The following is a 26,273-nucleotide window of genomic DNA, read 5'->3' on the forward strand; positions in this document are numbered from 1 at the left end:
ATGGGTGGTTGCACCCCGTATGCCAATCCACGACGCGAAAAAGGGAACCTCGGCGACGCCTTTGCGCAAAAAGAATCGGCCGGCCTCGAATCTGTCGGCCCCTTTGTCGCCGTTTCTTGTCGGCTTTTTTCGGCCCTTTTTTCGGCCCCTTAGCGGCCTTCCAGCACCACCCACCACGGCAGCGTCCGGCGCACGCGCACGGGCAGCGTGTTTTCCAGGGTCGCCAGCACCTGGTCGGTGTCCGCGGTGGCATAGGTGCCCACGATGCGCAGGTCCGCAATCGCGGGGTCGCAGCCCAGGTGTCCGCGCCGGTAGCGCGACAGTTCCGCCGCGAAGTCGCCCAACCGCATGTTTTCGGCAACGATCAGCCCGTCGACCCACGAACGGCGGGCCAGGGCCGCGGGTTCGGCAACGACGTTGCCGGCCCGCGTGATGCGGGCCTGCTGGCCGGCATGCAGGATGCCGCCCGCCACGCCCAGCGTCACCGGTTCGACCTGCACCGCGCCGTCAAACACCGCGACGACGCTGGCGTCGTCTTCCTGGTAGACGCTGTAGCGGGTGCCCAGCGCCCGCAGCCGGGCCTGGGCGGTATCGACCACGAAGGGCCGCACGGGTGTCTGGGTGTCGGGCGCGGTGGTGACCAGGATTTCGCCGGCCACCAGGCGGATGCGGCGCAGGTCGGGGCCGTAGTCCACGTCGATCGCGCTGTCGGTATTGAGCCAGACGCGGCCGCCATCGGCCAGCCGGACCTCGCGGCGTTCGGCCAGGGCGGTATGGTGCGTGGCCGTCCAGCGCCGCCAGGGCACGGCTTGCGACGCGCCCCAGCTGCCCAGGCCGACGCCACACAGCAGCGTCAGCATCTTCAGTGCCTGGCGGCGGCGCGCCTGGCCGGCCGCGGCGGCGTCCAGCAGCCGATGGGCCATGGGCTTGTTGCCGCCGGGAAGGTTCAGGAACTTGCCGCTGATCGCCTCGACCTGGCGCCAGGCCAGTTGATGGGCCGGATCGGCGTCATGCCACTGCCGCCAGCGTTGGTGCGCCTGGGCATCGACGGCCGGCGCGCCCAGCACGGCGAACCATTCGGCTGCCTGCTGCAGCACCTGGAAACTGGGCGGCGCGCCCGTGGCGCTCATGGCGTGGCCAGTCCCATGGCCTGGTCAGCGGTCAGGCAGTGCAGCATCGCCTGCGCCATGTACTTCTTGACCATGCGTTCGGACACGTCGAGCCGCGCCGCGATCTCCAGGTAGGTGTAGCCGTCCAGGTGCGCCAGCAGGAAGGCCGCGCGGGCCTTGGGGTTCAGCTGGTTCAGCAGCGCGTCCAGCTCGCACAGGGCTTCGAGCAGCAGCGCGCCTTCCTCGGGCGACGGGGCCAGGGTGTCGGACACCGTGGCCAGCGTTTCGCGGTAGGCGCGTTCCAGGTCCTGGCGGCGCCAGTGGTTCACCACCAGGCCGTGGGCGATGGTGGTCAGGTAGGCGCGCGGTTCGCGGATGGGTTCCAGCGTGCGCAGCACCCGCAGGAAGGTGTCCTGCGCCAGGTCGGCGGCATCGAAGGCATTGCCCAGCCGCCGGCGCAGCCATTCCTGCAGCCAGCCGTGGTGGTCGCTATAGAGGGTTGCTACGTTGGGGGAGGCCGTGCAAGAGGGAGGAAACACGATGGGACGCTGCCGACGCCGAACAATAGATAAGAATGAGTATCAATTATTCGTCAGCCTTGCCGGTTTGGCAATCGGCGCTGTCCCGCGCCCGGCGGCGTCAGGCTTCGCGCAGCGTCACGTCGAACCAACCGCGCAGGGCGTTGGACAGGCGGATCTCGTCGGCGGCGTGCAGATCGGCCAGGGTCAGGACGCGTTCGGTCACGTTGCCGTTATCCAACAGTTCGGCCCGTTGCACGCCCGGCAGGCAGCCGCTGTCTTCGGGCGGGGTGTACCAATCGCCGTCCAGCCGCAGGTAGACGTTGCTGCGGCTGCCTTCGCACAGTTCGCCGCGTTCGTTCAGGTAGACCAGGTCGAAAATATGCGGATGCGCGGGCAGCCATTCGATGGTCTTGGTGTACCAGGGGCGGTAAGTGGTCTTGTAGCGCAGCAGCGGTTCGGACGAGCGCAGGGCCTCGGGCGCCAGCATGATTTCCTGCACGGCGGGCAGGGGCGGCAGCACGGCGGTCTGGATATGACGGCTGCCGTCGCGCGCGACCAGCAGACGCAGGCGGTGGGCACCCGGGGTCACCAGGCTGAGTGCCGCGATCATGATGTCGCTTTCGACCGTGCGCCCGCCCCAGGTGTAGCCCAGCGCCTTGCAGGACTGTTCCAGCCGGTGCAGGTGGCGCGTCAAGAGCGGCACGCGGCGTTCGGCATCGACCAGGATGGTCTCGATCAGTTCGGGTTGCATGGGGGCTCCTGGGTAATGGCGGACGGGGCCGCGCTCTATCCTACTACTGCTGGCGCGGGTTGCGGCTTTACGCGCGCAGGATGCGGGCCTTCCAGTGGCATTCCTGCCATTCCTCGGCCGGATCCGAATCGTGGACGATGCCGCCGCCCACGCTGTAGACCCCGTGGCCCGCGGCATCCAGCACCAGGGTGCGGATCGCCACGTTCAGCGAGAAATCGCCATCGGGCGCCAGCCAGCCGATGCTGCCGCAATACAGGCCACGCGGCGCGGCTTCCATCTGGCGGATGCGGCGCATGGCGGCCACCTTGGGGGCGCCGGTGATGGAACCACAGGGGAACAGCGCGCGCAGCACGTCTTCCAGCGTGGCGCCGGGCGCCTGGGCCGACACGGTCGACGTCATGGTCCAGACGGTGGGGTAGCGTTCCAGCGAGAACAGGGCATCGACCTTGACCGAACCCGGCTCGGCCAGGCGGCCCAGGTCGTTGCGCAGCAGGTCGACGATCATCAGGTTTTCGGCGCGGTTCTTGTCGCTCGCCAGCAGCGCCTGGCCCAGCCGGGCATCTTCGGCCGGGTCGGCGTGGCGCGGTGCCGTGCCTTTCATGGGCCGGGTGGTCAGCTGCGGGCCGCGGCGGGCCACGAACAATTCGGGCGAAAACGACAGCACCGTGCGCGCGCCGTCCTGGATGAAGGCGGCGTGCGCGACGGGATTGCGCGCGGCGATGCGGCGGTACAGCGTGGCCGCGTCGCCCTGGTATTGCAGGTCCAGCGGCTGGGTGTAGTTGACCTGGTAGAGCTCGCCGTCGGCGATCAGGCCGCGGATGGCGTCGATCTGGCGCACGTAATCGGCTTCCCGCAGGCGCGGCGCCGGAATGCTGAGGGCGCCGGGGGCGCTGTCGGCCGCGGGGGCGTCCCAGGGCGCTTCGTCGATCTTGCGTTCGAACACCAGCGCGGTCAGGCGCGCTGCGCCGTCGTCGCGCGGCGGCGTCCAGGGGCCGGCGGGCGCGGGCCGGGTGGCCTCGGGCAGCAGCCATTCCCCCAGTTCGTAATCCAGCAGCAGGGCCACCCAATGGCCCTGGTGGCGGGCCGCGTCGACGGCGGCCAGCGCGGGGCCGACCTCGGCCGCCGCGCGCGCCTCGATGCGGGCCCGCAGGCCGTCCAGCCGCAGGGCGCGGCCGGCCAGCCGGTCTTCAAAACGACAATGCATGACGCTCTTTATTGTTGTGCGAGGAACTCCGTCAGGACCCGTCCGGTGTGCGATTGGGCGCTTTGGGCCATGACGTGTTCCGGCGACCCCTGGCCCACCAGCTTGCCGCCGCCCGTGCCGCCTTCGGGGCCCAGGTCCAGCAGCCAGTCGGCTTCGGCGATGACGTCGAGATTATGCTCGATGACCACCACGGTGTTGCCGGCTTCGACCAGGCGATGCAGCACGTGGATCAGCTTTTCCACGTCGGCCATCGACAGGCCCACCGTCGGTTCGTCCAGCACGTACAGCGTGTGCGGAATGCGCGAGGCGCGGCCAGTCTTGATCAGGCCGTCGGTCAGGCGCGCCTTGGACAGCTCGGTCACCAGCTTGATGCGCTGGGCCTCGCCGCCGGACAGCGTGGGCGACGGCTGCCCCAGCGTCAGGTAACCCAGGCCGACGTCCTGCATCAGTTGCAGGGGGCGGTGGATCTTCGGGTGCGCCGCGAAATAGCCGATGGCGTCGTCCACTTCCATGGCCAGCAGTTCGCCCGCGTTCTTGCCGCGCATCTGCACGCTGAGCGTGTCGTTGTTGAAGCGTGCGCCGTTGCAGGCATCGCACGGCACCTTCACGTCGGGCAGGAAGTTCATTTCGATGGTGCGCATGCCCTGGCCTTCGCAGATCGGGCAGCGGCCGTCGCCGGTATTGAACGAGAAGCGCGCCGCCGTCCAGCCGCGCATGCGGGCCTCGCGGGTATCGGCGAACTGCTTGCGCACGTCGTCCCAGAACCCGACGTAGGTGGCCGGGCACGAGCGCGGCGTCTTGCCGATGGGGGTCTGGTCCACTTCCAGCACGCGGTCGATCGCTTCCCAGCCCTTGATGCTTTCGCAGCCGGCCCAGCCGGGCGCCTTGCCCTGCGAGACGGCCTGCATCAGGTTGTCCAGCAGCACTTCGCGCGCCAGGGTCGATTTGCCCGAGCCGGACACGCCGGTGACGACGCTCAGGCGGCCCACCGGAATCTTGGCGTCGACGCTGCGCAGGTTGTGCAGGCGTGCGCCCCTGATCTCGATCATGGGCGTGTCGGCCTCGACCGGGCGGCGGCCTTGCAGCGGGTGCTGCAGCGGCTTGGCCAGGTAGCGGCCGGTGACGGACTCGGGGGCGTCCATCAGGTCCTGGGCCGTGCCTTGCGCCACCACGCGGCCGCCGCGCACACCCGCGCCCGGACCGATATCGATAATGTGCGAGGCGCGGCGGATGGTGTCGTCGTCATGCTCGACCACCACCAGCGTGTTGCCGTTGTCTTCCAGGCGCGCCAGCGCGTCGAGCAGGATGCGGTTGTCGCGCGGGTGCAGGCCGATGGTGGGTTCGTCCAGCACGTAGCAGACGCCCTGCAGGTTGGACCCCAGTTGCGCCGCCAGGCGGATGCGCTGTGCTTCACCGCCCGAGAGCGTCGGCGCGGCGCGGTCCAGCGCCAGGTAGTTCAGGCCCACTTCCTGCATGAAATTCAGGCGGCCGCGGATTTCGGTGAGGATGTCGCGGGCGATCTCGCCTTCGCGGCCGCGCGCCACCAGTCCGGTAAAGAAGGTGTGCGCGTCCGACACCGGCAGCGAGGCCAGTTCCGCGATGGACTTGTCGCGCCAGCGCACCGCGCGCGCCACGCGGTTCAGGCGCTGGCCGTCGCACTGGGTGCAGACCTTGGCCTCGCCTTCGTACCAGGCGTTCCAGGCGGTTTCCTCGCCGGTCTGTTCTTCGTCGAAGCCTTGCAGTTGCAGGCCGGTGCCGTAGCAGCCGGTGCACCAGCCGTGCTTGGAGTTGTACGAGAACAGGCGCGGATCGGGCTCAGGGAAGCTGGTGCCGCAAGACGGGCAGGCGCGCTTGACCGAGAAGTGCTGCTGCTGCAATTCGCTGTTCAGCGCTTCGTGCAGCTTGTTCACCGGCCAGACCACCGACATCACGCCCTGGCCGTTTTCCAGCGCGCTCTTGACCGCGGCGCGCAGGTCGGCCTCGTTGGCGGGATCGACCACCACGTCGGCCACCGGCAGTTCGATGGTGTGTTCCTTGTAGCGGTCCAGGCGCGGCCACGGCGCGACGGGAATGAACTCGCCGTCGACCCGCAGGTGCGTATGGCCCTTGGACCCGGCCCACTTGGCCAGGTCGGTGTAGTAGCCCTTGCGCGCGGTGACCAGCGGCGCCAGGAGGCCGATGTGCTCGCCCTTGTGGTCGCGCAGCAGGCGCGCCACGATCTGGTCGGTGTTCTGCGGTTCCACCGCCACGTTGCAGTCGGGGCAGTACTGCGTGCCCAGCTTCACATACAGCAGGCGCAGGAAGTGGTGGATCTCGGTCATCGTGGCCACGGTCGACTTGCGGCCGCCGCGGCTGGTGCGCTGTTCGATCGCCACCGTGGGCGGAATGCCGAAGATGGCGTCCACGTCGGGCTTGCCGGCCGGCTGCACGATGGCGCGGGCGTAGGCGTTGAGCGATTCCAGGTAGCGGCGCTGGCCCTCGTTGAACAGGATGTCGAAGGCCAGGGTCGACTTGCCCGACCCCGACACGCCGGTGATCACCGTGAACTTGTCGCGCGGAATCTCGACGCTGATGTTCTTCAGGTTGTGCTCGCGCGCATTGCGGATCTCGATGGACATATTGTCCTGGCGGCGCTTGCGCATCACCGACTGCAGCGGCGTGCCTTCGCCGGCGCCATAGGCGGCGGCCGGTTCGGCGATGCGGGCGGTCAGGCCGGCCTGTTCGACTTCCTGGGCGTCGGCATCGCTGGTCACCACCACGTCGGCCGGCAGGATGCTGACTTCGTAGTCGCGCAGCGCGGCGCCGGTGTGCGAGGCCGGGTTGGCCATCAGGTCCTGCGGCGTGCCCACGCCCAGCACCAGGCCGCCGGCGTCGCCGCCTTCGGGGCCCAGGTCGATCAGCCAGTCGGCCGCGCGGATCACGTCCAGGTTGTGCTCGATGACCAGCAGCGTGTGGCCGGCGGCCAGCAGCTTGCGGAAGGCGCGCATCAGGCGCGCCACGTCGTCGAAGTGCAGGCCGGTGGTGGGTTCGTCGAACAGGAACAGGCTGCCCTTCTTGGCGACCTTGGCCGTCGAGATGCCGCTGCGCGCGGCCTCGGCCAGGTGGCCGGCCAGCTTGAGCCGCTGCGCCTCGCCGCCGGACAGGGTCGGCACGGGCTGGCCCAGCCGCACGTATTCCAGCCCCACGTCGGCCAGCGGCGCCAGGCCCGTCTGCACGTCGCGCAGGCCCTTGAAGAATTCCAGCGCCTCGCTGACGGTCATTTCCAGCACCTCGTCGATCGAGGCGCTCTTGCCCAGGTGTTCCACGCGCACTTCCAGCACTTCGGGGCGGAAGCGCTTGCCGTCGCAGTCGGGGCAACGCAGGTACACGTCGGACAGGAATTGCATTTCGACGTGTTCGAAGCCGGTGCCGCCGCACGTGGGGCAGCGGCCGTCGCCGCCGTTGAAGCTGAAGGTGCCCGCGGTGTAGGCGCGTTCACGCGCCAGCGGGGCCTGGGCGAACAGCTTGCGGATCGCGTCGAACGCGCCCACGTAGCTGGCCGGGTTGGACCGCGCGGTCTTGCCGATGGGGGTCTGGTCCACCATCACGACGTCGGCGATCTGTTCGGCGCCCAGCAGGCGTTCGAACGCGCCCGGCGCTTCGGACGGCTTGCCCTTCTGCTTGAGCAGGGCCGGGTACAGCACGTCCTGCACCAGCGTGGACTTGCCCGAGCCGGACACGCCGGTCACGCAGACCAGCCGGCCCAGCGGCAGTTCGACCGAGACGTTCTTCAGGTTGTGCGCGCTGACGCCTTCGAGCAGCAGGCGCGGCGTATTGGCCGCGACCGGCATGGGGCGCGGCGCTTCGACGCGCTGGCGGCCGCCCAGGTAGTTGCCCGTCAGCGTGTTGGCCGCGCGCAATTGCGCCGGCGTGCCGTCGAACACGATGTTGCCGCCGCGTTCGCCCGGGCCGGGGCCGATGTCGATGATACGGTCGGCCGCCACCATGACCTGCGGGTCGTGTTCGACCACCACCAGCGTGTTGCCGGCGTTGCGCAGCCGGTGCATCACTTCGACCACGCGGTGCATGTCGCGCGGGTGCAGGCCGATGGACGGCTCGTCCAGCACGAACAGCGTGTTCACCAGCGACGTGCCCAGCGCGGTGGTCAGGTTGATGCGCTGCACCTCGCCGCCGGACAGCGTGCGGCTTTGGCGGTCCAGCGTCAGGTAGCCCAGGCCGACATCGCACAGGAACTTCAGGCGGGCGCGCACTTCGGTCATGAGCAGATCGGTGGCCGCGTCCAGCGCGCCCGAGAACGACAGCGTGTCGAAGAACGTGCGCACGCGCTCGATGGGCAGCAGCATGACGTCATGCACCGACAGGCCGTCCATGGCGTCCAGCTGCGGGCGGGTCCAGTTGGCGCCCACCGGCATGAAACGCTTGTAGCGGCCGTCGTCGGGCGGCAGCACGGTGTCGGCTTCTTCCTTGGTGCCCAGGCGCCACAGCAGCGCGTCGGGCTTGAGGCGCGCGCCATTGCAGGTGGGGCAGGGCGTGTAGCTGCGGTATTTCGACAGCAGCACGCGCACGTGCATCTTGTACGACTTGGTTTCGAGCCAATCGAAAAAGCGCTGCACGCCGTACCACTGGTGCTTCCAGGCATCGTTGCCGCCCTTCCAGTCGGGCGTGCCGTAGAGCACCCAGCGCTTGTGCTCTTCGCTCATGCTCTTCCAGGGCACCCCCAGCGGGATGCCGGCGCGCGGCGCGTACTTCTGCAGCTCGTCCTGGCATTCCTTGTACGACGGCGTGGTCCAGGGCTTGATGGCCCCTTCGAGCAGGGTCTTGTTTTCGTCGGGGATGACTAGGCCGAAGTCGATGCCGATCACGCGGCCGAAGCCGCGGCAGGCCTCGCAGGCGCCCAGCGGCGAATTGAACGAGAAGCTGCTGGGCAGCGGGTCGGTGTATTCGATGTTGCAGTCGGCGCAGTGCAGGCGGTCGCTGTATTTCCAGATGTCGGCGTCGGCGCCCTCGGCGTCCATCACATAGACGGCCAGGTGGCCCGCGCCCATGCGCAGCGCGGTGTCCAGCGCTTCCATCACGCGTTCGCGTTCGGTGCCGGCAAAGCGGAAGCGGTCCTGGATGACATGCAGGATGCGGCGTTCGTCGGTGTCGGACTTGGCCTTGCCTTTGCCTTTTTCCTTCTTGGCGCCCTTGGCCGCGGCCGTGGCGCGCGGCACGGCGGTTTCCTCGGCGTGCACGCGGGTGTAGCCCTGCTGCTCCAGGAAGCCGCGCACTTCGTCTTCGGTGAAGTTGGCGGGCACGGCGATGGGGAAGGTCACCACCAGCCGCGGGTCGCCAGCCACCGCCGAGCGTTCGGCCAGCGAGTGGTAGATGGAATCGGGCGTGTCGCGCCGCACCACCTTGCCGCAGCCGCGGCAGTGCAGCCGGGCGCCGCGCGCGAACAGCAGCTTCACGTGGTCGTTCAGCTCGGTCATCGTGCCGACCGTGCTGCGCGAGCTGCGCACCGGGTTGGTCTGGTCGATGGCGATGGCCGGCAAGATGCCTTCGATGCGGTCCACCTGCGGCTTGTCCATGCGATCCAGGAACTGGCGCGCATAGGGCGAGAAGGTTTCCACGTAGCGGCGCTGTCCCTCGGCGTACAGGGTGTCGAAGGCCAGCGAACTTTTGCCGGACCCCGATACGCCGGTCACGACAACCAATTCGCCGGTGGCGATGGTCAGGTCCAGGTTCTTGAGATTGTTCTGGCGGGCGCCAACGATGCGAATTTGGGAGCTCATGGACGGTATCGTAGCCTGAGGGAGGGTGCCCGCCGGGACGACGACCTGTCGCTGGTTCCGGACGCGGCGATGTGGAATAATTGCCTATATAGTGAGGCATGAGTCCACAATGTGGTCAGTCACGCGCTCAGCTGCTGTACAAATAAACAGTATCGCAGATTCGTCTGAAATTCGCGCGGTTTGCCTTGCGCATTCTGCATAAGCATTGTTAACGCTGGGCTCTTCCCAACATGGGGGTGGTCGTGTCGGAAACCAAGGTGGCGGGCGCTGCGGCGTTCGCCAAGTTCATGACGGTGCTGCAGGCCGTGGCCGATGCCCCGCATCCGCCCACGGCGGCCGCGCTGGCGCGCAGTTGCGGCTATCCCCGGCCCACCGCCTACCGCATCGTGGCGGCGCTGGCCGAGCAGGGCATGGTGGCCGAAACCGACGGCGCCTACCGCCTGGGGCCGCGCCTGCTGGCCCTGGCCAGCCGCGCCTGGTCGCAGTTCGACCTGCGCGCCGCGCTGTCGGCCGACTTGCAGGCCCTGCGCGACGAAACCGGTGAAACCGTGCACCTGGCGGTGCCGGCCGGCGCCGAAATGATCTACATCGACAAACTCGAAAGCCCCGGCCCGGTGCGCATGGCCTCGCGCGTGGGCGCGGCCGTGGCGCTGCATTCCAGCGCGGTGGGCAAGGCTTACCTGGCGGCGCTGCCCGAACCGGCGCGCGAGCGCCTGTTGCGCGACCTGCCGCTGGAATCGCGCATGCCTGGCACGCTGTCGACGCTGCCGGCCCTGCGCGCGGCGCTGGCCGACACGGCCGCGCGCGGCTACGCCCTGGACAACGAGGAAAACGAGTCCGGCATCGCCTGCTATGGCGTGGCGCTGCGCGACGCCGCCGGCCAGCCGGTGGCCTGCGTCAGCGTCAGCACGCTGTTGTTCCGCCGCCGCGCCGATCCGCAATCCGCTTATATAGAACCCCTGCTGCGGTTGCGCGATGCCGCCTCAGCCAAGCTCGCCGTGCTGCCCGTGCCGTCCGGCGGCGCCTGAACGATCCCGTCCCCGAGGAAATCCATGACCGCTGCTCCCCTTGCTTCAAAGCTGGCCGCCCTGCTGGCCGCCCGCGTCGTGCCCGTGCTGCGCTACACCGACGCCGCCACCGCCGCCTATGCGGCCGAAGTTGCCGTGGCTGCCGGCTGCACCACGCTGGAACTGACCTGGACCATCCCCGGCGTGACCGACCTGGTGCGTGCACTGCGCGACAAGCACGGCGCCAGCCTGCTGCTGGGCGTGGGCACGGTGCTGAATGAAGAGCAGGCGCGCGAGGCCCTGGTGGCCGGCGCCGACTTCCTGGTGTCGCCGGCCCTGGCCACGGACATCGTGGACCTGGCCCACGCCGCCGATGCCCTGTGCCTGCTCGGCGCCTTCACGCCCACCGAAGTGCTGGCCGCGCGTCGCGCCGGCGTGGACGTGGTCAAGGTGTTCCCGGCCGACACGGGCGGCCCCAAGCACCTGGCCGCGTTGAAATCGGTGTACCCGGACACGGTGTTCTGCCCCACGGGCGGCATCACGGCCGAAAACATGAACACCTATTTCGCGGCCGGCGCGGGCCTGGTCGGCATCGGCAGCAACCTGTACGACAAGGCCGCCTTCGCCGCCCGCGACACGGCGGCACTGGTGGCGCAGATCACCCGCACGCGCGAGGCCGCCCATGGCTGATTTCGATATCGTCGCGCTGGGCGAACCGCTGGTCGAGCTGAACCAGACCCACAAGGACCAGCTGCAATACCTGCAAGGGTTCGGCGGCGACACGTCCAACGCGGTGATCGCGGCGGCGCGCCAGGGCGCGCGCTGCGCCTACCTGACGCGCGTGGGCGACGACACGTTCGGCGCCCAGTTCCTGGCGCTGTGGCAGGCCGAAGGGGTGGACACGTCGGGCGTCGAGGTCGACGCCTCGGCCCACACCGGCCTGTATTTCGTGCAGCATGGCCCGGACGGCCACGCCTTCAGCTACCTGCGCCGCGGCTCGGCCGCCAGCCTGATGACGCCCGCCAGCCTGGCCGGTGGCCAGATCGAACGCGCCCGCTTCCTGCACGTCTCGGGCATCAGCCTGGCGATCAGCACCAGCGCCTGCGACACCGTCTTCGCCGCGATGGCCCGGGCCCGCGCGGCCGGCGTCGAGGTCAGCCTGGATTCCAACCTGCGCCTGCGCCTGTGGCCGCTGGACCGCGCCCGCGCAACGCTGCGCGAAGCCCTTCGCCATGCGACCCTGTTTTTGCCGAGCATGGACGACATGCAGCACCTGACCGGCAACGACGACCCCGAACGCACGCTCGACTGGATCCGCGACGCGGGCGCCACCGGCGTGGTGGTCCTGAAACTGGGCAAGGACGGCTCGATCATCGACGACGGCAAGACCCGCACCCCGGTCGCCGCGCTGCGCGTGGACGCCGTGGACGCCACCGGCGCCGGCGACTGCTTCGCAGGCAGCCTGCTGGCCCGCCGCTGCCAGGGCGACAACTGGGCAGACGCGGTCCGCTACGCGAACGTGGCGGCAGCACTGTCCACGCTGGGATACGGTGCGGTGAATCCGCTGCCGCGGGCGGAGCAGGTGCTGGCAAAGCTGAAGGGCTAGGGCGACGCGGGGGGGGCTGGACTGGCTCGCGCTTCGCCTGGCGATATGCCGCACCGGCGAGGCACGCGCGACACTGGAGCCCGCGTCAGGCCGAAGAGACCAACCCCGCAAATCCGGGCCCGAAATGGAAAATCCCCGCTTGGCTTGCGCCAGGCGGGGACTTTTCGATCAAGCTACCCAGGCAAAACCCGGGCAACCAGCGGCCATTTAGACGCGCTTGATCTTTTCCAGCATCTTGAAAACACCCTTGGGCGACTTGACGAACAAGCGCTTGAAGGCCTTGCCCAGGCAACGGCGTTCCAGGGTGTTACGACGCACGCGTTTGCGTTCAGCCATGTTGATTCTCCTGTTGAATTTGCGGAAATCGGATTTGCGGTTGGAAGTTCCAACTTGCGGTCTTCCAACCGACCGCACAACCGGATACTGGGCTGGCGGGGGAATTGGGTAACTCGGTATTCTAGCTTGAAATTTGAGAGAGCGCTAATTTGGGCTTTTCGGGGTTGCTTCGGGGGGGGCGTTGATCTTCGTAGGTCGCCCCTGGCGGCGGTGGCTTGCGGAGTGGGCGCCCACGATTGCGGTCCGGCGCGCGGGCGCCGGACTTCCCCTTCGTCATCCTCGTCCGCCTTCGGCTCCCTACGGATTCCCTCGGGCGCATCGAGGTTGCCCACTCCGCAAGCCACCGCCGCCAGGGGCTACGTGTGTCGACGTCCATGGCGCTGCTAGACCCGTGTGCAGGGAATGGAATCTGCAGGGTCGCCAAGCCGCGGCCGCGCGGGCGGCCACGTTTGGCATTCGTGTTGCTGACTGTGTAGCGGTGGCGCTTCGCGCTGGTGGAGGTAGGGGTTCTTAAGGTTACGCAATTGTTTTGGGGGGGGCGGTGATGGGCGGCGCGGCGCAGACGGGTTTGCGCATGACGACTTTCTCGCGCGCCGCCCATCCGGCGCTGAAGAGTTTGTTGGAATGCCACGTCATCCGCGCCGATAGAAAACCAGCAGCCTTACCTAGACGCGATAGCGGCATCGGTGTACGCAAGACGGCGCGTATGTCTCGTAAGGCCGCCCGCGCGGCCGGCACGAGACGGGCCCCGTACCCCGCTCCACCCCCACTGATCTTCACCAACATGCCAAGCACACAACTCGCCCCAGGGGCCGTGGCTAATCCTCATCAAGAGCGATTGGCGGGGGCGGTGTGGGGTGGGTGGGGCGTTAGATGCGCCCGACGGAATCGGAAGGGAAGGCCGAAGGCCTGGACGACGATGAGGACGGGGGGGTGCCTAGCCAAGTCCGGAGCGAAGGCTCCGGACCGCAATCGTAGCCCCGCCCACCCCACACCCACCCCGTCACGCGCGGCTCAAGAACTCAAACCGCCGCAAACAAAAACTACTCAGCCGGCCCCAACTTAGGCCGAATGAAATCCATAAAAGCCCGAGTCTTAGCCGGCTGAATACTAGACGGATAGACCACATAGATAGAAATAGGATCCACCGACCATCCCGGCAGCACCCGCCGCAGAGAATTCCGCTTGATGATCGGATCCAACGCCTGGCAATGGGGCATCCGGGTAATGGCCAGGTCCAGACCGGCCAGCGTCCCCGCGATACTCATATTGTTTGCAGCAAGATGCCCGCTGACCGGAACCAGCTCGCTCACCTTGCCGTTGTGCAGCGTCCAGTGGGAATGCGCGTCGTCGATCGTCGTGCGCAGGCATTGGTGCTGGGTCAGGTCGCTCGGTGTCTTGGGCTCGCCGAAGCGTTCCAGATAGCGGTCAGAGGCGTACAGGTAATTGTCCAGCGACACCAGCTCTTGCACCACGGCGCCGTCGCTGCGCGGCGTCAGTGCGGCGTTACCGTTGCCGTTGTCGATATTCGCGGTCGGGTAATCGCTGTTGCGGCCGAAACGCAGCACGATGTCGAAGGGCGTGCCTTGCGCGTCCGATGCCGTCATCATGCTCAGGTCGAACTCGCACTCCACCTCCGGGTAGCGGTCCGTGAAATCGTTGATCGTTTCCGGCAGCAGCCAGATTGCCAGGCTGTAGGGCATCGATACCCGCAGGTTGCCGGAAGGGCCGCCCGACAGCGTCTGCAGTTGTTCGTGCGCCAGGCGTGCCTCGTCGATCAGGCCCTGGCAGCGGCTCATGTAGGCCGCGCCCGCCTCCGTCAGGTCCAGGCGGCGCGTATTGCGGTTGATCAGGCGCAGCCCGATCGCCCGTTCCAGTTCATTGATCCGGCGCGACAGCGTCGACGTCGGCATATTGAGCGCGCGGGCGGCCAGGCTGAAGCTCTTGCGCTTGGCAACCTCTACGAACAAGGCGATGTCATTGAGCTGGACGGTCGAAGCTTCCATAGGCATTCCGGTTGGGGCCGCCCGAGTTTACGCCACTCCGGGGTCCGCCCCAACGGGCGCCAGGCCACGGCCGGGGGGCTGGAATCCACACCTTGTCAGATTTGATTGCAAATTTGCATGCCGTGCCATCGGTTGGCGCTGGCATATCCCCTACACTTCAGGCGAAAACACGCATACCAAGACCGCAGCGGTTATCCGGAAATCGCAAAAGGGCACAGCAGGCATGACTGATACGCCGACGTTCTTTACCGTTCTGACGCCGACCTACAACCGGGCGGGCACCCTGCACCGGGTGTATGAATCGCTATCCCGCCAGACTTTTCGGGATTTCGAATGGGTCGTCGTGGACGACGGCTCCACTGACAATACGCACGAAGCCGTGCTTGATTGGCAGCAGCGGGCTGACTTTCCGATCCGCTACATCTGGCAGAACAACCAGCACAAGAAGACCGCCTTCAATCGTGGCGTGCGCGAGGCGCGCGGCAAGTTGATCGTCGGGCTCGACAGCGACGACGAAATGCCGCCGGACGCCCTGGCCACGTTCAAGGCTGCCTGGGACGCCATTCCGCCGGCGCGGCGCGATTCCTACGTGGCCATCACCGGCCTCTGTGCGCGGCCCGACGGCAGCATCGTCGGCGACCGCTATCCCCAGGACGTGTTCGACAGCACCGCCGTCGACGTGTACTTCCGCTACCGCATCAAAGGCGAGAAATTCGGCTGCATGCGCACCGACATCCTGCGCAAATTCCCGTTTCCCGAGGACGTTGCCGGCTTCGTTCCGGAAAGCCTGGTGTGGTGGGCGATTGCGCGGGCCGGCTATCTCAGCCGCTTCATCAACCAGGTCGTGCGCACCTATCACGACACCCCGGGCGGCTTGAGCCAGGGTGCCGTGTCGGTGCGCAACAACGCGCAGGGGCTGTACCTGCTGGCCTGGGACATGCTGCAGCACCACCTGGAATTCTTCCGCTTCCGGCCGCGCGAATTCATCATGGCCGCCGCACGCTACACGCGGTTCAGGCTGCACCTGAAGCATTCCGGCGTGCCGACGGCCGTGCAGGCCTACCGCCTGACGCAGCCGTGGGCGCGCGTGATGGTCGGCATTATGTGGCCGCTGGGCTATGCGCTGTATCGGCGCGACCGGCGGCGCGGCGTGGCGTAGGGCGCGGGCACACGAATCCTGCTGCGGCGGGGGCATCGGCCCCCGTCCGACCCCTCAGGTTGCTGCGGCCGCGTGGCCCAGCCCCAGGTACACCTCGACCACGCGCGGGTCCACCGCGACCTCGGCGGCGGGGCCTTCCAGCGTGACCGCGCCGGTTTCCAGCACGTAGGCATAGTCGGCCACTTGCAGTGCGGCGCGGGCGTTCTGTTCGATCAGCAGGATGGACACGCCCATGTCGCGCAACCGCGCGACGATGCGAAAGACCTCGCGCACGATGCGCGGGGCCAGACCCAGGCTGGGTTCGTCCAGCATCAGCAGGCGCGGCTTGGCCATCAGGGCGCGGCCCACGGCCAGCATCTGGCGTTCGCCGCCCGATAGCGTGCCGGCCAGCTGGGCGCGGCGTTCCTGCAGGCGCGGAAACAGGTCGTAGACCTCGGCCAGCGTCTTGTCCTGGTCGCGCAGGCCGCGGCGAAAGCGGTCGAAGGCGCCCAGCGCCAGGTTGTCTTCCACCGTCATTTCGGCGAACAGCTCGCGCTTTTCGGGCACCAGGTTCATGCCGGCCGCCACCATTTCCTCGATCTCGGCGTGTTCCTGGCGCTTGCCGCCGAAGACGATCTCGCCGCGCGAGGGCAGCACGCCCATGATGGCCGACAGCAGCGTGGTCTTGCCGGCGCCGTTGGGGCCGATGACGGTCACGATCTTGCCATCGGCCACCGACAGGCTCACGCCCGAGACGGCCTCGACCTTGTCGTAGGCCACGCGCAGGTCGCGTACTTCCAGCAATGTTGCGCTCATTCTTCCACTCCGCCCAGATACGCTTCCAGCACCGCGGGGTTCTGCTGGATCTCGGCCGGCAGCCCCTCGGCGATCTTTTCGCCGAAGTCCATCACCACCACCCGGTCCACCAGTCCCATCACGAAATCCATGTCGTGCTCGACCAGCAGGATGGCCATGCCTTCGGCGCGCAGTTTCTTCAGCAGCTCGGCCAGTTCGCACTTTTCCTGGTAGCGCAGGCCCGCGGCCGGCTCGTCCAGCAGCAGGATGCAGGGGTCCGACGCCAGCGCCCGGGCGATTTCCAGGATGCGTTGCTGGCCCAGCGCCAGCGAGCCGGCTTCGTCGTGCAGGTGCTTGCCCAGGCCCACGCGCTCGACCTGGCGGGCGGCCTCGGCCAGCAGGCGGGCCTCTTCGGCGCGGTCCAGCCGCCAGGCCGCCGGCAGCACGCCGCGATGGCCGCGCAGGTGGGCGCCGATGGCCACGTTTTCCAGTACGCTCATGCGGCCCAGGAGGCGCACGTGCTGGAAGGTGCGCGACAGGCCCAGGCGCGCGATCTTGCGCGCCCCGGCGCCGGCCACCGGCTGGCCCAGCAGCGTGACCTGGCCCGAGGTCGGCGTGTCCACGCCCGAGATCTGGTTGAACATGGTGCTTTTGCCGGCGCCGTTCGGACCGATCAGCGCCAGGATCTCGCCCGCACGGATCTCCAGGTTCATGGCGTTGTTGGCCACCAGGCCCCCGAACTTGCGGGTCACGTCCACCGCCTTGAGCACGACCTCGCCGCGCGGCGGCATGGGCTTGCGCGGCAGCGGTTCGGCCTGCGCGTCGATCTTGCGCACGCTTTTCCTCACCGGAAAGCGCCGCGCCAGCACCGGCCACAGGCCGCCGCGGGCGCGGTGCAGCAGCAGCACCATGCCGAAGCCGAAGATGATGACTTCAAAGTTGCCGGTCTGGCCCAGCAGCTTGGGCAGCCAGTCCTGCAGCCACTGCTTGAGCACGGTGAAGACGCCCGCGCCGACCAGCGCGCCCCAGACCTGCCCGGCGCCGCCGATGACGGTCATGAACAGGTATTCGATGCCCATCTGCAGCCCGAACGGGTTCGGGTTGACGAAGCGCTGCATGTGCGCGTACAGCCAGCCCGACGCGCAGGCCTGCAGCGCCGCGATAATGAAGATCACCATGCGCGAGCGGGCGGTGTCCACGCCCATGGACTCGGCCATCACGCGGCCGCCCTTCAGGGCGCGGATCGCGCGGCCTTCGCGCGAATCCAGCAGGTTGCTGGTGGACCACATGGCCACCAGCAGGAAGGCCCAGATCAGGTAGTAGATCTCGCCGCCCTGGGTCAGCGCCCAGCCGAACAGGTTGATGGCGGGCACGTCGGGGATGCCGGTGTGTCCGCCCAGCCCTTCGACCGAGCCGAAGGCGAAGTACAGCGACAGGCCCCAGGCGATGGTGCCCAGCGGCAGGAAGTGGCCGGACAGCTTGAGCGTGATGGCGCCCAGCAGGTAGGCGATCACCAATGTCAGGGCCAGCCCGGCCAGCAGCGTCAGCCAGGGCGAGGCGCCCAGCCAGGCCAGCCAGGCGGGCAAGGCGTCGGCCCGTGTCGTGAGCAGGGCGGTGGTGTAGGCGCCCACGCCGACGAACGCGGCCTGGCCAAAGCTGGTCAGGCCGCCGACGCCGGTCAGCAGCACCAGGCCCAGCGCCACCATGGCGTACAGGCCGATGTAATTCAGCAGGGTGACGTAGAACGGCGGCAGCACCAGCGGCGCGGCCGCCAGCAGCGCGAGGAACGCGAGGACGAGGTGGCGCGGGGTCATTCTTCTTCTTCCTCGACGTGGTGGCTTTTCAGCGAGCGCCAGAGCAGCACGGGGATGATCAGGGTGAATACGATGATTTCCTTGTAGGCGCTGGCCCAGAACGACGAGAACGCCTCGATCAGGCCGACCAGCACCGCGCCGGCGGCGGCCAGCGGGTAGCTCACGAGGCCGCCGATGATGGCGCCGACGAAGCCCTTCAGGCTGACCATGAAGCCGGAATCGAAATACATGGTGGTGATGGGCGCGATCAGGATGCCCGAGACAGTGCCGATCAGCGCCGCCAGGAAAAACGTGGCCTTGCCCGCGAACACCGGCGAAATCCCCATCAGGCGCGCGCCCAGCCGGTTGAAGGCGGCGGCGCGCAAGGCTTTGCCATACATGGAACGTTCAAAGAACTGGTAGAGCACGATGATCAGCAGCGCCGATACCGCCACCACCCACAGCGCCTGGCTGTTGACGTTGATCGGGCCCAGCGCCAGGCTGGCATCGCTGAAGGGGGCAGTGCGCGCGCCCTCGGCGCCGAAGGCCAAGAGGCCCAGCCCCACCAGCGCCAGGTGCACCGCAATCGACACGATCAGCAGCACCAGCGTCGAGGCCGAGGCGATGGGCTGGTAGAACAGCCGGTACAGCTGCGGCCCCATCGGCACCACCAGCAACAGCGTCAACAGCGCCTGCACAGCCATCGGCAGCTGCGCCAACGGCAAGCGATAGAACAGCGCCGCCAGGATCAGCGGATACGCCACCTTGACGCCGATGCGCCAGGCGCCGCGCTGGCGGCCCGGCCGCTTGGCGCGCGCCAGCAGATCGGCCACGGCCTCGGCCAGCGCAAAGGCCAGCAGCAGCCACACCAGCAGCACCGGTTTGCCGGCTTGCAGGGCGGCCATGGTCAGCGCGCCGAAGGCGACGAACTCGCCCTGGGGGATGAACAGCACGCGGGTAACGGTAAAGACCAGCAGGATGGACAAGGCCAGCAGCGCGTAGATGGCGCCGTTGGTGATGCCGTCCTGACCGAGTATCAGGGCGATCTGAGCATTCATCAGTACTTCCGGATAAAACAGACAAACATGACGGCGACCTCATCTTCACTTGAACGCATCCCCAGCGGGATGCCGCGGAGCCGGCTTTGCCGGTCCGCAGGCATGCCCCCTGGGGGGAGCGCGTGGCGCTTCGGGGGGGCTCCTCCACCGGTCCATAGGCATGCCCCCTGGGGGGAAGCGCGCGGCGCTTCGGGGGGGGCTTCCCCCGCCTTTACCTTTACTTCACCAGCGTCCAGTTGCCGTCCTTCACGGTGATCAGCTCGCGGCCGCGGTCGTCAAAGCCGCTGTGGTCGGCGGCGCTCATGTTGTAGACGCCCTGGGTGCCGACCAGCTCGCGGGTCTGTTCCAGCGCATCGCGCAGCGCGCTGCGGAATTCCTTGGTGCCCGGCTTGCCGGCCTTCTCGGCCAGCGGAATGGCCTTTTCCAGCAGCAGGCCGGCGTCGTAGACGTTGGCGCCGAAGGTGGCGGGCTTGGAGCCGTTGAGTTTTTCGTACGCGGCGATGTAGTCGCTGGCGACCTTCTTGGACGGGTTGCTGTCGGGCATTTCCGGCAACACCAGCATCAGGCTGGCAGCCAGCACCGTGCCTTCGACCTTCTTGCCGCCCAGCTTCAGGAAGTCGGGCAACGCGGCGCCGTGGGTCTGGTAGAACTTGCCCTTGTAGCCCTGGTCGAACAGCGTGGTCTGCGGCAGCACGCTGGCCGCGCCAGGGGCGGCGATCAGCACGGCGTCGGGCTTGGCGGCCAGGATCTTGAGCGCCTGGCCGGTGACCGAGCTGTCAAAGCGCAGATAGCGCTCGTTGGCGGCGATCTTGATGCCTTTTTCGGCGGCCAGGCCCGAGAAGACCTTGTACCAATTCTCGCCATACGGATCGTTCAGGCCGATGAAGCCGACGGTCTTGATGCCGGTCTTGGCCATGTGGTCGACCAGCGCGCGGGCGATGATGTCGTCGTTCTGCGTGGTTTTGAACACCCACTTCTTCTGCTCGTTCATCGGCAGCACCACGGCCGCGGTGCCCACCGGCGCCAGCATCGGCACGCCGGCCTCAAAGGCGAACTGGATCACGCCCATGGCGTTGGGCGAACCCGACGGCCCGATCAGCGCGTCCACGTTCTGTTCCGAGATCAGCTTCTTGAAGGCGGTGACCGAGTTGGTGGAATCGCTGGCATCGTCCAGCGAAATGTATTCCACCGTCAGGTCGCCGATCTTCCTGGGCAGCAGCGGCACGGTGTTCTTCTGCGGAATGCCCACCAGCGCGGTGGGGCCGGTGGACGAGGACACCACGCCGACCTTGACCTGGGCCAGGGCGGGCAGGGAACACAGCGCGGCCAGCACGGCGGCGGCCAGGGGGAGTTTCTTCGACAGCATGGCAAAACCTCCGGATAGGGAGCGTAAAAGGAGTGCGGCTGGAAAACGGAGAAAACGGGAACTGCGGGGGTACGGCTGGAATTACTTGCGGCTTAAACTTTCTGAGAGGCAAGGCTCAGCACTGTAGACCCGGTCCCCGTGCTTACCTATCCGTCAAAACCCGAAGCGGGCGTGAAAAGGGCCGTTCAGATGGTGATGGAACTGACGCTGGCGCCGCCGCAGACGAACAGCGTCTGGCCGGTGACGAAACTGTTGGCGGGGTCGGCGAAGAACATGACGGCGCGTGCCACGTCGTCCGAACGCCCCAGGCGCTTGACCGGAATGCCGTTGGCCAGCTGCTTTTCGCGCTCGCTGCCGGGCTCGATCACCTCGTAGAACATGTCGGTCTGGATCGGGCCTGGCGCCACCACGTTGACGGTGATGCCGTACGGCGCCAGTTCCAGCGACCAGGTGCGGGCCATGCCGACCATGCCGGCCTTGGTGGCGGAATAGGCGGTGCGGGTGGGCAGGCCCAGCGCGCCGCGCGACGACATCATGACGATGCGGCCGAACTTGCGTTCCTGCATGCCGGGCAAGGCCGCCTGCACCAGGCTGATGGCCGCGCCCAGGTGGATCTGCGTCAGGCCGTGCAGTTCTTCCTGGGTGACGTCGGGCAGCAGCTTGGGCCAGATCACGCCGGCGTTGTGGATAACGTGGCTGACGGGAAAGCGGGCCACCACCTCGGCGCCGGCCTGGGCGGTGGCGTCGGCGTCCAGCAGGTCCACCTGCACGTTGTGCAGGCGTGGGTGGCTGAAATCGGCGGCACGGCGCGCCATCGAGATCACTTCGTAGCCGGCATCGAGCATGCTGCGGCAGATTTCGGCGCCGATGCCGGCGCTGCCGCCGGTGACGATCGCAACGTTGGATTGAGTCATGCGGATTTCCTTTGCGTGCGGGTCAGGCGCGGGGCGCCAAGGCCAGGACCCGCAACGGGCTGCCCGAGCCGCTGCGGATCTTCAGCGGCGCCGAGAAGATCACGGCACCCGTCGGCGGCAGCTGGTCCAGGTTGGTCAGGCACTGCAGGCCATAGCGGTTGTTGCCGTGCATGTAGTAGTGGCAGGGGTAGGGCGGATTCAGGTGATGCGCCTGGCCGGCGTCGGTGCCCACCGATTCGGTGCCGAAGCCGTGCACGTCACGTTCCTTGATGAGCCAGGGCACCACCTCGGCGTCGGGGCCGGGCGAATGGGCGCCGTCTTCTTTCATGTTCAGGTATTCGGCGGGCTTGGCGCGCTTGGACCAGTCGGTACGCATCAGCACCCACGACCGGGCCGGGATGCGGCCGTGCTTTTCTTCCCATGCCTTGACGAAATCGATGGTCAGCAGGAAGTCGGGGTTGTCGCGAGCCTCCGCGGAACAGTCGATGACGCAGGCGCCGGCAATGAAGGCGTCCACCGGAATGGTGTCCACGGTGTTGTCCGGCTGGTCCTTGCCCGTGACCCAGTGCACCGGCGCGTCGAAGTGCGTGCCGGTGTGTTCCGAACACGAAAAGTTGTTCCAGTACCAGGCCGGGCCGCGTTCGTCGTAGCGCGAAATCTCTTCGATGCGGAACGGCCAGGCCTGGCCGAATTCCGGCGGCAGCACGATGGTGGGGAATTCCGGCGTCAGCGTCTCGGTCAGGTCCACCAGGCGGATGCGGCCCGAAACCAGTTCGGTCATGAATTGGGCAAGAATGGGTTGGCTCATCTGTTGCTCCTATTGGTTTTCGTGTCGTCGGGCGAGGGCCGGCCGTCAGGCGCCCAGTTCCCGCTCCAGTCCCTTGGGGTTCTCCGCCAGCCGCGCGCGGAATTCCTGCGCCACGTCGCCGACATACACGTCTTCGACGCCGTCCTGCAGCGCGCGCACGATGGCGCTCGCGATGGCCTTGGGCGCCACGCGCGGGGGCGGCGTGCGCTGTTCCCATTCATGGTCGACCGGGCCCGGAAACACATTCACCACCCGCACGCCCGCCGGCCGCATCTCGGCGCGCAGGCACTGCGCCAACGACAGCGCGGCCGCCTTGGACGCCGACCACATGCCGCGCGAGGGCAGGTTCATGTGGGCGTAGATGGACAGCACGTTGACCCAGGCGGCGGCGTTGTTGACGCCATCGGCTGCGCGGCCGCACAGCGCCGGGCCGAAACCCTGCGCCAGCCGCATCAGGCCCAGCACGTTCACGTCCATGGCATCGCGCGCGGTGTTCACGTCGCGCCGGTCCAGCAGGCCGCCTTCGCGTTCCAGGTCGGCCGTGTTGACCAGGATCTCGACCTTGCCGCCGATGGACGCCGCGGCGCGTTCGACGGAATCGGAGTCGGTCACGTCCAGCGCCAGCACCTGCACCCGCGGGTCGGCCGCCAGGGCATTGAAGCCGGGGTCCTGGCGCCAGGCCTGCGGATCGCCCAGGAACACGGTCGGGCTGCCGGCCTCCAGCAGCGCGCGTGCCACCGCCTGGCCCACCGCCGACTTGCCGTCGGTGACCAGCGCGCGGCGGAACTTCGGGTCGCACGAGGTTTCGCGCAGGGTCTTGTCGTCTTCCATGTTCGGCGTATTCCTTTCGGGCAGGGCGATCATCACGGCCTGGCCGGCGCGATCCAGCTTCAGCGCCAGCCGCACGCGGGCGCCGTCGGCGCAATCCTGGTGGATGTGGGCCACGACCGAGGGGCCGGCGTCCATGCGCACGGTGCCCACGCGCCAGGGCAGGCGCTCGCGGAAGTAGAGGTCGTTGCTGTGGTGCAGGGTGGTGCTGACCAGCAGCACGCCGTGCGGGTCCGCCGGGCGCCACGGCAGGTGGTCGGACAGGCAGTGGCCGCAGGCATCGCGCGGCGGATACTGCACCGCGCCGCAGTCGGCGCAGGTCTGCAGGTCGAAGCGGCCTTCGGCGGCGGCGGCCGTCAGGCCCAGCGCGGCGCGGCTGCGGGCGCCGGGCGGCAGGGTCGGCTGGCGCGTGCGCGCCACCGGGTTCTTGCGGGGCGGCTTGGCTAGCGGCTCGGTCATGCGTCGCTCCTGGCCAGGATGGCCGCGGCGGTGCACAGCCCGCGGTCGTAGTTGATCATGCCGAAGCCGCTTACCAGGCCCAGCCGCGCGTCGGGCACTTGCGTGCCGCCGGCCGTGCCGGTCAGTTGGCGCAAGGCCTCGACCATGCCCAGGTAGCCGCCGGCCGCGCCGGCCTGGCCCACCGATAATTGGCCGCCGTTGGTGTTGAAGGGCAGGCTGCCGTCCACCGTGAAGGTGTTGGCGCGCACGAACTCGGGCGCCGCGCCCTTGGCGCAGAAGCCCAGGTCTTCCATCTGCATCAGGTTGATGACGGGATAGTCGTCGTAGGCCTGCAGGAAATCCATGTCGGCCGGGCTGGCGTTGGCCATGCCGTAGAGCTCGTCGATGTCCACCGTCCAGCCGCCGCGGGTCTGGATCGGGTCTTCGATCCAGGCGTTGTGGCGTTCGATGGTGGACAGGATGCGGGCGTAGGGCAGGCCCAACGCCTGGGCACGGGCCTCGGTCATGACCAGGAAGCCGTCGGCGCCGGCGCAGGGCATGACGCAGTCGAACAGGTGGATCGGGTCGGCAATGACGCGGGCATCCAGGTACTGGGCCAGCGTCAGCGGCTTTTTCATCAAGGCGTGGGGGTAGCGCAGGGCGTTGGCGCGCTGGGCCACGCAGACCTTGCCAAAGTCTTCGCGGGTGGCGCCGGTGGTACGCATGTAGTGCGCCGTCAGCAGCGCGAAGCTGGCGTTGGGGCCGCCCGCGCCGTACGGGTAGACGGCGTCCTGGGCAAAGCGCGAGAACTGGCTGACGGTATTGCGGAACGAGTCCACCTGGTTGGTGTCGCCCGCGATGCAGGCGATGATGCTGGCGTCGCCGGCCTGCACCGCCCGGGCGGCGCGGCGCAACGCGGCCACACCGCTGGCCCCGCCCATCGGGATGTGGTCGAGCCAGCGCGGGCTCATGCCCAGGTGCTGCACCAGGCCCACGGCGGTGTCCGGCGCCAGCGTGAAGCTGGACACGCACAGGCCGTCGACGTCGGTCTTGGCGATGCCGGCCTGGCGGATCAGCGCGGCCAGCGCCCGGCCCAGCCAGCCGTGCGCGGCCAGGGTGGAGTAGCGTTCGTAGGGAATGCTGACGGGCAGGGCCGCCACCACGCCGTCGTAGCGGGCGCGCGGCGCGGTCATCGGGCGGGCTCCTGGCGCTTTTTCATGGCGGTGGTGTCGACGCAGCAGGCCGTGCCCGGCAGCGTCGGCGCCAGCGCCTTCATTTCGCCGCGCTGGATCTTGTTGGTGGTGGTGAGCGGCAGGCTGTCGACAAACGCGACGTAGCCGGGCGCCTTGTAGTAGGCCAGTTGCTGCAGGCTCCATTGCACGATGCCGCGCGCGGCGTCGGCCCGGGCGGCGGCGTCGGCCGGCGCCGTTTCCGCCACCACGCAGGCCAGCACCTCGTCGCCGCGCACCGGGTCCGGCACGGCGGCCACCGCCACGGCCTTGACCAGCGGGTGCTGCAGCAGCACGCTTTCCACTTCCACGGCCGAGATGTTCTCGCCGCTGCGGCGGATCACGTTCTTCTTGCGGTCGACAAAGCGCAACGCGCCGTCGGCCTCGCGGCGCACGATATCGCCCGTATGGAACCAGCCGCCTTCCCAGGCCTGGTCGGTGGCGTCCCGGTCTTTCAGGTAGCCGGCGAAAAAACCGTAGCGCGGGTCGCTGCCGGCATGGCGCACCAGCAGTTCGCCCGGTTCGCCGGCCGCCGCCTCGCCGCCGTGATCGGCCACGATGCGCACCTGCACGTCGTCTTCTTCGGCGCCGAAGCAGCTTTCACCGATATGGCGCGGTTCTTTATTGGCGATGATGACGGCGCCGGCGCCGGTCTCGGTCATGGCCCAGGCCTCCAGCAGCGGAAAGCCGAAGCGCGCTTCGAACGGTTGCTGCAGCTTGCGGTCCACCCCCGCGCCGAAGCCGAAGCGGATGGCGGGCTGGCGGTCCTGCGCGGACGGTTCGGCCTTCATCAGGATGGCCGGCATCACGCCCAGGTAGTGCAGCACCGTGGCGCCGGAATCGCGCACGCTGTCCCACCAGGTCTTGGGGTGGAAGCGGTCCAGCGGAATCAGGCAGCCGCCGGTCAGCACCATCACCATGGCGGAATAGGCCATGGCATTCATGTGCACCAGCGGCAGCGGCGTCAGCATGCGTTCTTCGCCGGGCCGCAGTGCGGCCAGGCCACCGATGCGGGCGTACCAGCCGCCCGCATGCAGGAAATAGCGGTTGGGCAGGATGCAGCCCTTGGGCCGGCCGGTGGTGCCGGACGTGTACAGCAGCGCGCATTCGGTCAGCTCGCCGGGTTCGCCGGCCAGCGGCGCGGCAAACGGCGCGGCGGGCGGTGCGTCGTCCGGCGCCATGACCCGCAGGGGGCGGCCGGCGCGTTCGGCCGCGGCCAGCAGGTCGGCATGGCGCTCGGGCAAGGCCACCGCCAACGCGATCTCGGAGTGCCCGGTCAGGTATTCCAGTTCGGCCGCGCGCAGGTCGGGGTTGATGGGCACGACCGACACGCCCAGGGCGTTCAACGCGAACCAATGCAGGAAGAAGGCGGGGCGGTTTTCCAGCAGCAGGCCGGCGCGGTGGCCGTGGCCGTAGCCGGCCCGGGCATAGGCGGCGCGCAGCGTCTCGATGGCGCTGGCGGCCTGCGCATAGCCCAGTTCGCCAGAGCCGATGCCATAGGCCGCGGCCGTTTCGGGCAGGATGCACAGGAAGGGCCTGGCGCCGTGGCGGGCCGCGGTATCTCGAAAGGCCTGATGGACAGTGGTGCTCAC

The 26,273-nt window shown here is 68.2% G+C and carries 20 protein-coding genes; 4 read left to right on the forward strand and 16 right to left on the reverse strand.

Going from position 1 to position 26,273, the window contains the following annotated elements:
* Positions 1 to 149 precede the first annotated feature (149 nt).
* The 5 genes from ACUDP5_RS04625 to uvrA all read right to left on the reverse strand — a co-directional run bounded on the left by ACUDP5_RS04625 (position 150) and on the right by uvrA (position 9,359).
* Positions 150 to 1,130: a FecR domain-containing protein gene (locus ACUDP5_RS04625; protein ID WP_445658244.1), complete on the reverse strand. Its 981-nt coding sequence runs from the start codon at positions 1,128 to 1,130 to the stop codon at positions 150 to 152.
* Entirely contained in the window at positions 1,127 to 1,648 is a 522-nt protein-coding gene (locus tag ACUDP5_RS04630) for a sigma-70 family RNA polymerase sigma factor (RefSeq protein WP_263913965.1), read from the reverse strand. The genes ACUDP5_RS04625 and ACUDP5_RS04630 overlap by 4 nt, the downstream gene beginning before the upstream one ends.
* A gap of 100 nt (positions 1,649 to 1,748) precedes the next feature.
* A complete protein-coding gene (locus ACUDP5_RS04635) occupies positions 1,749 to 2,381 on the reverse strand; it encodes an aminotransferase class IV family protein (RefSeq protein ID WP_445658245.1) in 633 nt (210 codons plus the stop codon).
* 67 nt (positions 2,382 to 2,448) lie between these two features.
* A complete protein-coding gene (locus tag ACUDP5_RS04640; RefSeq protein ID WP_445658246.1) occupies positions 2,449 to 3,585 on the reverse strand; it encodes an aminodeoxychorismate synthase component I in 1,137 nt (378 codons plus the stop codon).
* Between the two features lie 8 nt (positions 3,586 to 3,593).
* A complete protein-coding gene (gene uvrA, locus ACUDP5_RS04645) occupies positions 3,594 to 9,359 on the reverse strand; it encodes an excinuclease ABC subunit UvrA (RefSeq protein ID WP_445658247.1) in 5,766 nt (1,921 codons plus the stop codon).
* Between the two features lie 230 nt (positions 9,360 to 9,589).
* On the opposite strand from uvrA, the gene ACUDP5_RS04650 reads away from it, so the two are divergent.
* From ACUDP5_RS04650 to ACUDP5_RS04660, 3 genes are read left to right on the forward strand one after another with little or no spacing between them, the layout of a single operon-like run.
* A complete protein-coding gene (locus ACUDP5_RS04650; RefSeq protein WP_445658248.1) occupies positions 9,590 to 10,387 on the forward strand; it encodes an IclR family transcriptional regulator in 798 nt (265 codons plus the stop codon).
* Positions 10,388 to 10,411: 24 nt separating this feature from the next.
* Positions 10,412 to 11,056 carry a bifunctional 4-hydroxy-2-oxoglutarate aldolase/2-dehydro-3-deoxy-phosphogluconate aldolase gene (locus tag ACUDP5_RS04655; protein ID WP_263913972.1) on the forward strand — a complete coding sequence of 215 codons (645 nt, stop codon included), beginning with the start codon at positions 10,412 to 10,414 and terminating at the stop codon, positions 11,054 to 11,056.
* Positions 11,049 to 11,972 (forward strand): sugar kinase, encoded by a 924-nt coding sequence (locus tag ACUDP5_RS04660; RefSeq protein ID WP_445658249.1) that lies wholly within the window; start codon positions 11,049 to 11,051, stop codon positions 11,970 to 11,972. Before ACUDP5_RS04655 ends, ACUDP5_RS04660 begins: the two co-directional genes overlap by 8 nt.
* 207 nt (positions 11,973 to 12,179) lie before the next feature.
* On the opposite strand, the gene ACUDP5_RS04665 is transcribed toward ACUDP5_RS04660, so the two are convergent.
* Positions 12,180 to 12,308: a hypothetical protein gene (locus ACUDP5_RS04665; RefSeq protein WP_006226408.1), complete on the reverse strand. Its 129-nt coding sequence runs from the start codon at positions 12,306 to 12,308 to the stop codon at positions 12,180 to 12,182.
* A gap of 1,043 nt (positions 12,309 to 13,351) precedes the next feature.
* Complete coding sequence (locus ACUDP5_RS04670; RefSeq protein ID WP_263915710.1) at positions 13,352 to 14,314, reverse strand: LysR family transcriptional regulator; 963 nt, start codon at positions 14,312 to 14,314, stop codon at positions 13,352 to 13,354.
* A gap of 223 nt (positions 14,315 to 14,537) precedes the next feature.
* On the opposite strand from ACUDP5_RS04670, the gene ACUDP5_RS04675 reads away from it, so the two are divergent.
* Positions 14,538 to 15,473 carry a glycosyltransferase family 2 protein gene (locus tag ACUDP5_RS04675; protein WP_263915711.1) on the forward strand — a complete coding sequence of 312 codons (936 nt, stop codon included), beginning with the start codon at positions 14,538 to 14,540 and terminating at the stop codon, positions 15,471 to 15,473.
* Between the two features lie 54 nt (positions 15,474 to 15,527).
* On the opposite strand, the gene ACUDP5_RS04680 is transcribed toward ACUDP5_RS04675, so the two are convergent.
* From ACUDP5_RS04680 to ACUDP5_RS04720, 9 genes are all read right to left on the reverse strand, one after another.
* Positions 15,528 to 16,268: an ABC transporter ATP-binding protein gene (locus ACUDP5_RS04680; protein ID WP_445658250.1), complete on the reverse strand. Its 741-nt coding sequence runs from the start codon at positions 16,266 to 16,268 to the stop codon at positions 15,528 to 15,530.
* A complete protein-coding gene (locus tag ACUDP5_RS04685) occupies positions 16,265 to 18,061 on the reverse strand; it encodes a branched-chain amino acid ABC transporter ATP-binding protein/permease (protein WP_263915713.1) in 1,797 nt (598 codons plus the stop codon). The genes ACUDP5_RS04680 and ACUDP5_RS04685 overlap by 4 nt, the downstream gene beginning before the upstream one ends.
* Positions 18,058 to 19,098 carry a branched-chain amino acid ABC transporter permease gene (locus ACUDP5_RS04690; protein WP_445658251.1) on the reverse strand — a complete coding sequence of 347 codons (1,041 nt, stop codon included), beginning with the start codon at positions 19,096 to 19,098 and terminating at the stop codon, positions 18,058 to 18,060. The genes ACUDP5_RS04685 and ACUDP5_RS04690 overlap by 4 nt, the downstream gene beginning before the upstream one ends.
* Before the next feature lie 217 nt (positions 19,099 to 19,315).
* Positions 19,316 to 20,464 carry an ABC transporter substrate-binding protein gene (locus ACUDP5_RS04695; RefSeq protein WP_263915715.1) on the reverse strand — a complete coding sequence of 383 codons (1,149 nt, stop codon included), beginning with the start codon at positions 20,462 to 20,464 and terminating at the stop codon, positions 19,316 to 19,318.
* A 185-nt stretch (positions 20,465 to 20,649) separates the two neighbouring features.
* Positions 20,650 to 21,378, reverse strand: coding sequence for an SDR family NAD(P)-dependent oxidoreductase (locus tag ACUDP5_RS04700; RefSeq protein ID WP_175190790.1), 729 nt, complete (start codon positions 21,376 to 21,378; stop codon positions 20,650 to 20,652).
* Positions 21,379 to 21,400: 22 nt separating this feature from the next.
* Positions 21,401 to 22,186, reverse strand: a complete 786-nt coding sequence (locus ACUDP5_RS04705) for a cyclase family protein (RefSeq protein WP_445658252.1) — start codon at positions 22,184 to 22,186, stop codon at positions 21,401 to 21,403.
* A 45-nt stretch (positions 22,187 to 22,231) separates the two neighbouring features.
* Complete coding sequence (locus ACUDP5_RS04710; protein WP_445658253.1) at positions 22,232 to 23,473, reverse strand: SDR family NAD(P)-dependent oxidoreductase; 1,242 nt, start codon at positions 23,471 to 23,473, stop codon at positions 22,232 to 22,234.
* Entirely contained in the window at positions 23,470 to 24,645 is a 1,176-nt protein-coding gene (locus tag ACUDP5_RS04715) for a thiolase family protein (RefSeq protein WP_263915719.1), read from the reverse strand. The genes ACUDP5_RS04710 and ACUDP5_RS04715 overlap by 4 nt, the downstream gene beginning before the upstream one ends.
* A complete protein-coding gene (locus tag ACUDP5_RS04720; protein WP_445658254.1) occupies positions 24,642 to 26,273 on the reverse strand; it encodes an AMP-binding protein in 1,632 nt (543 codons plus the stop codon). Before ACUDP5_RS04720 ends, ACUDP5_RS04715 begins: the two co-directional genes overlap by 4 nt.

Source organism: Achromobacter sp. NCFB-sbj8-Ac1-l (assembly GCF_052695805.1).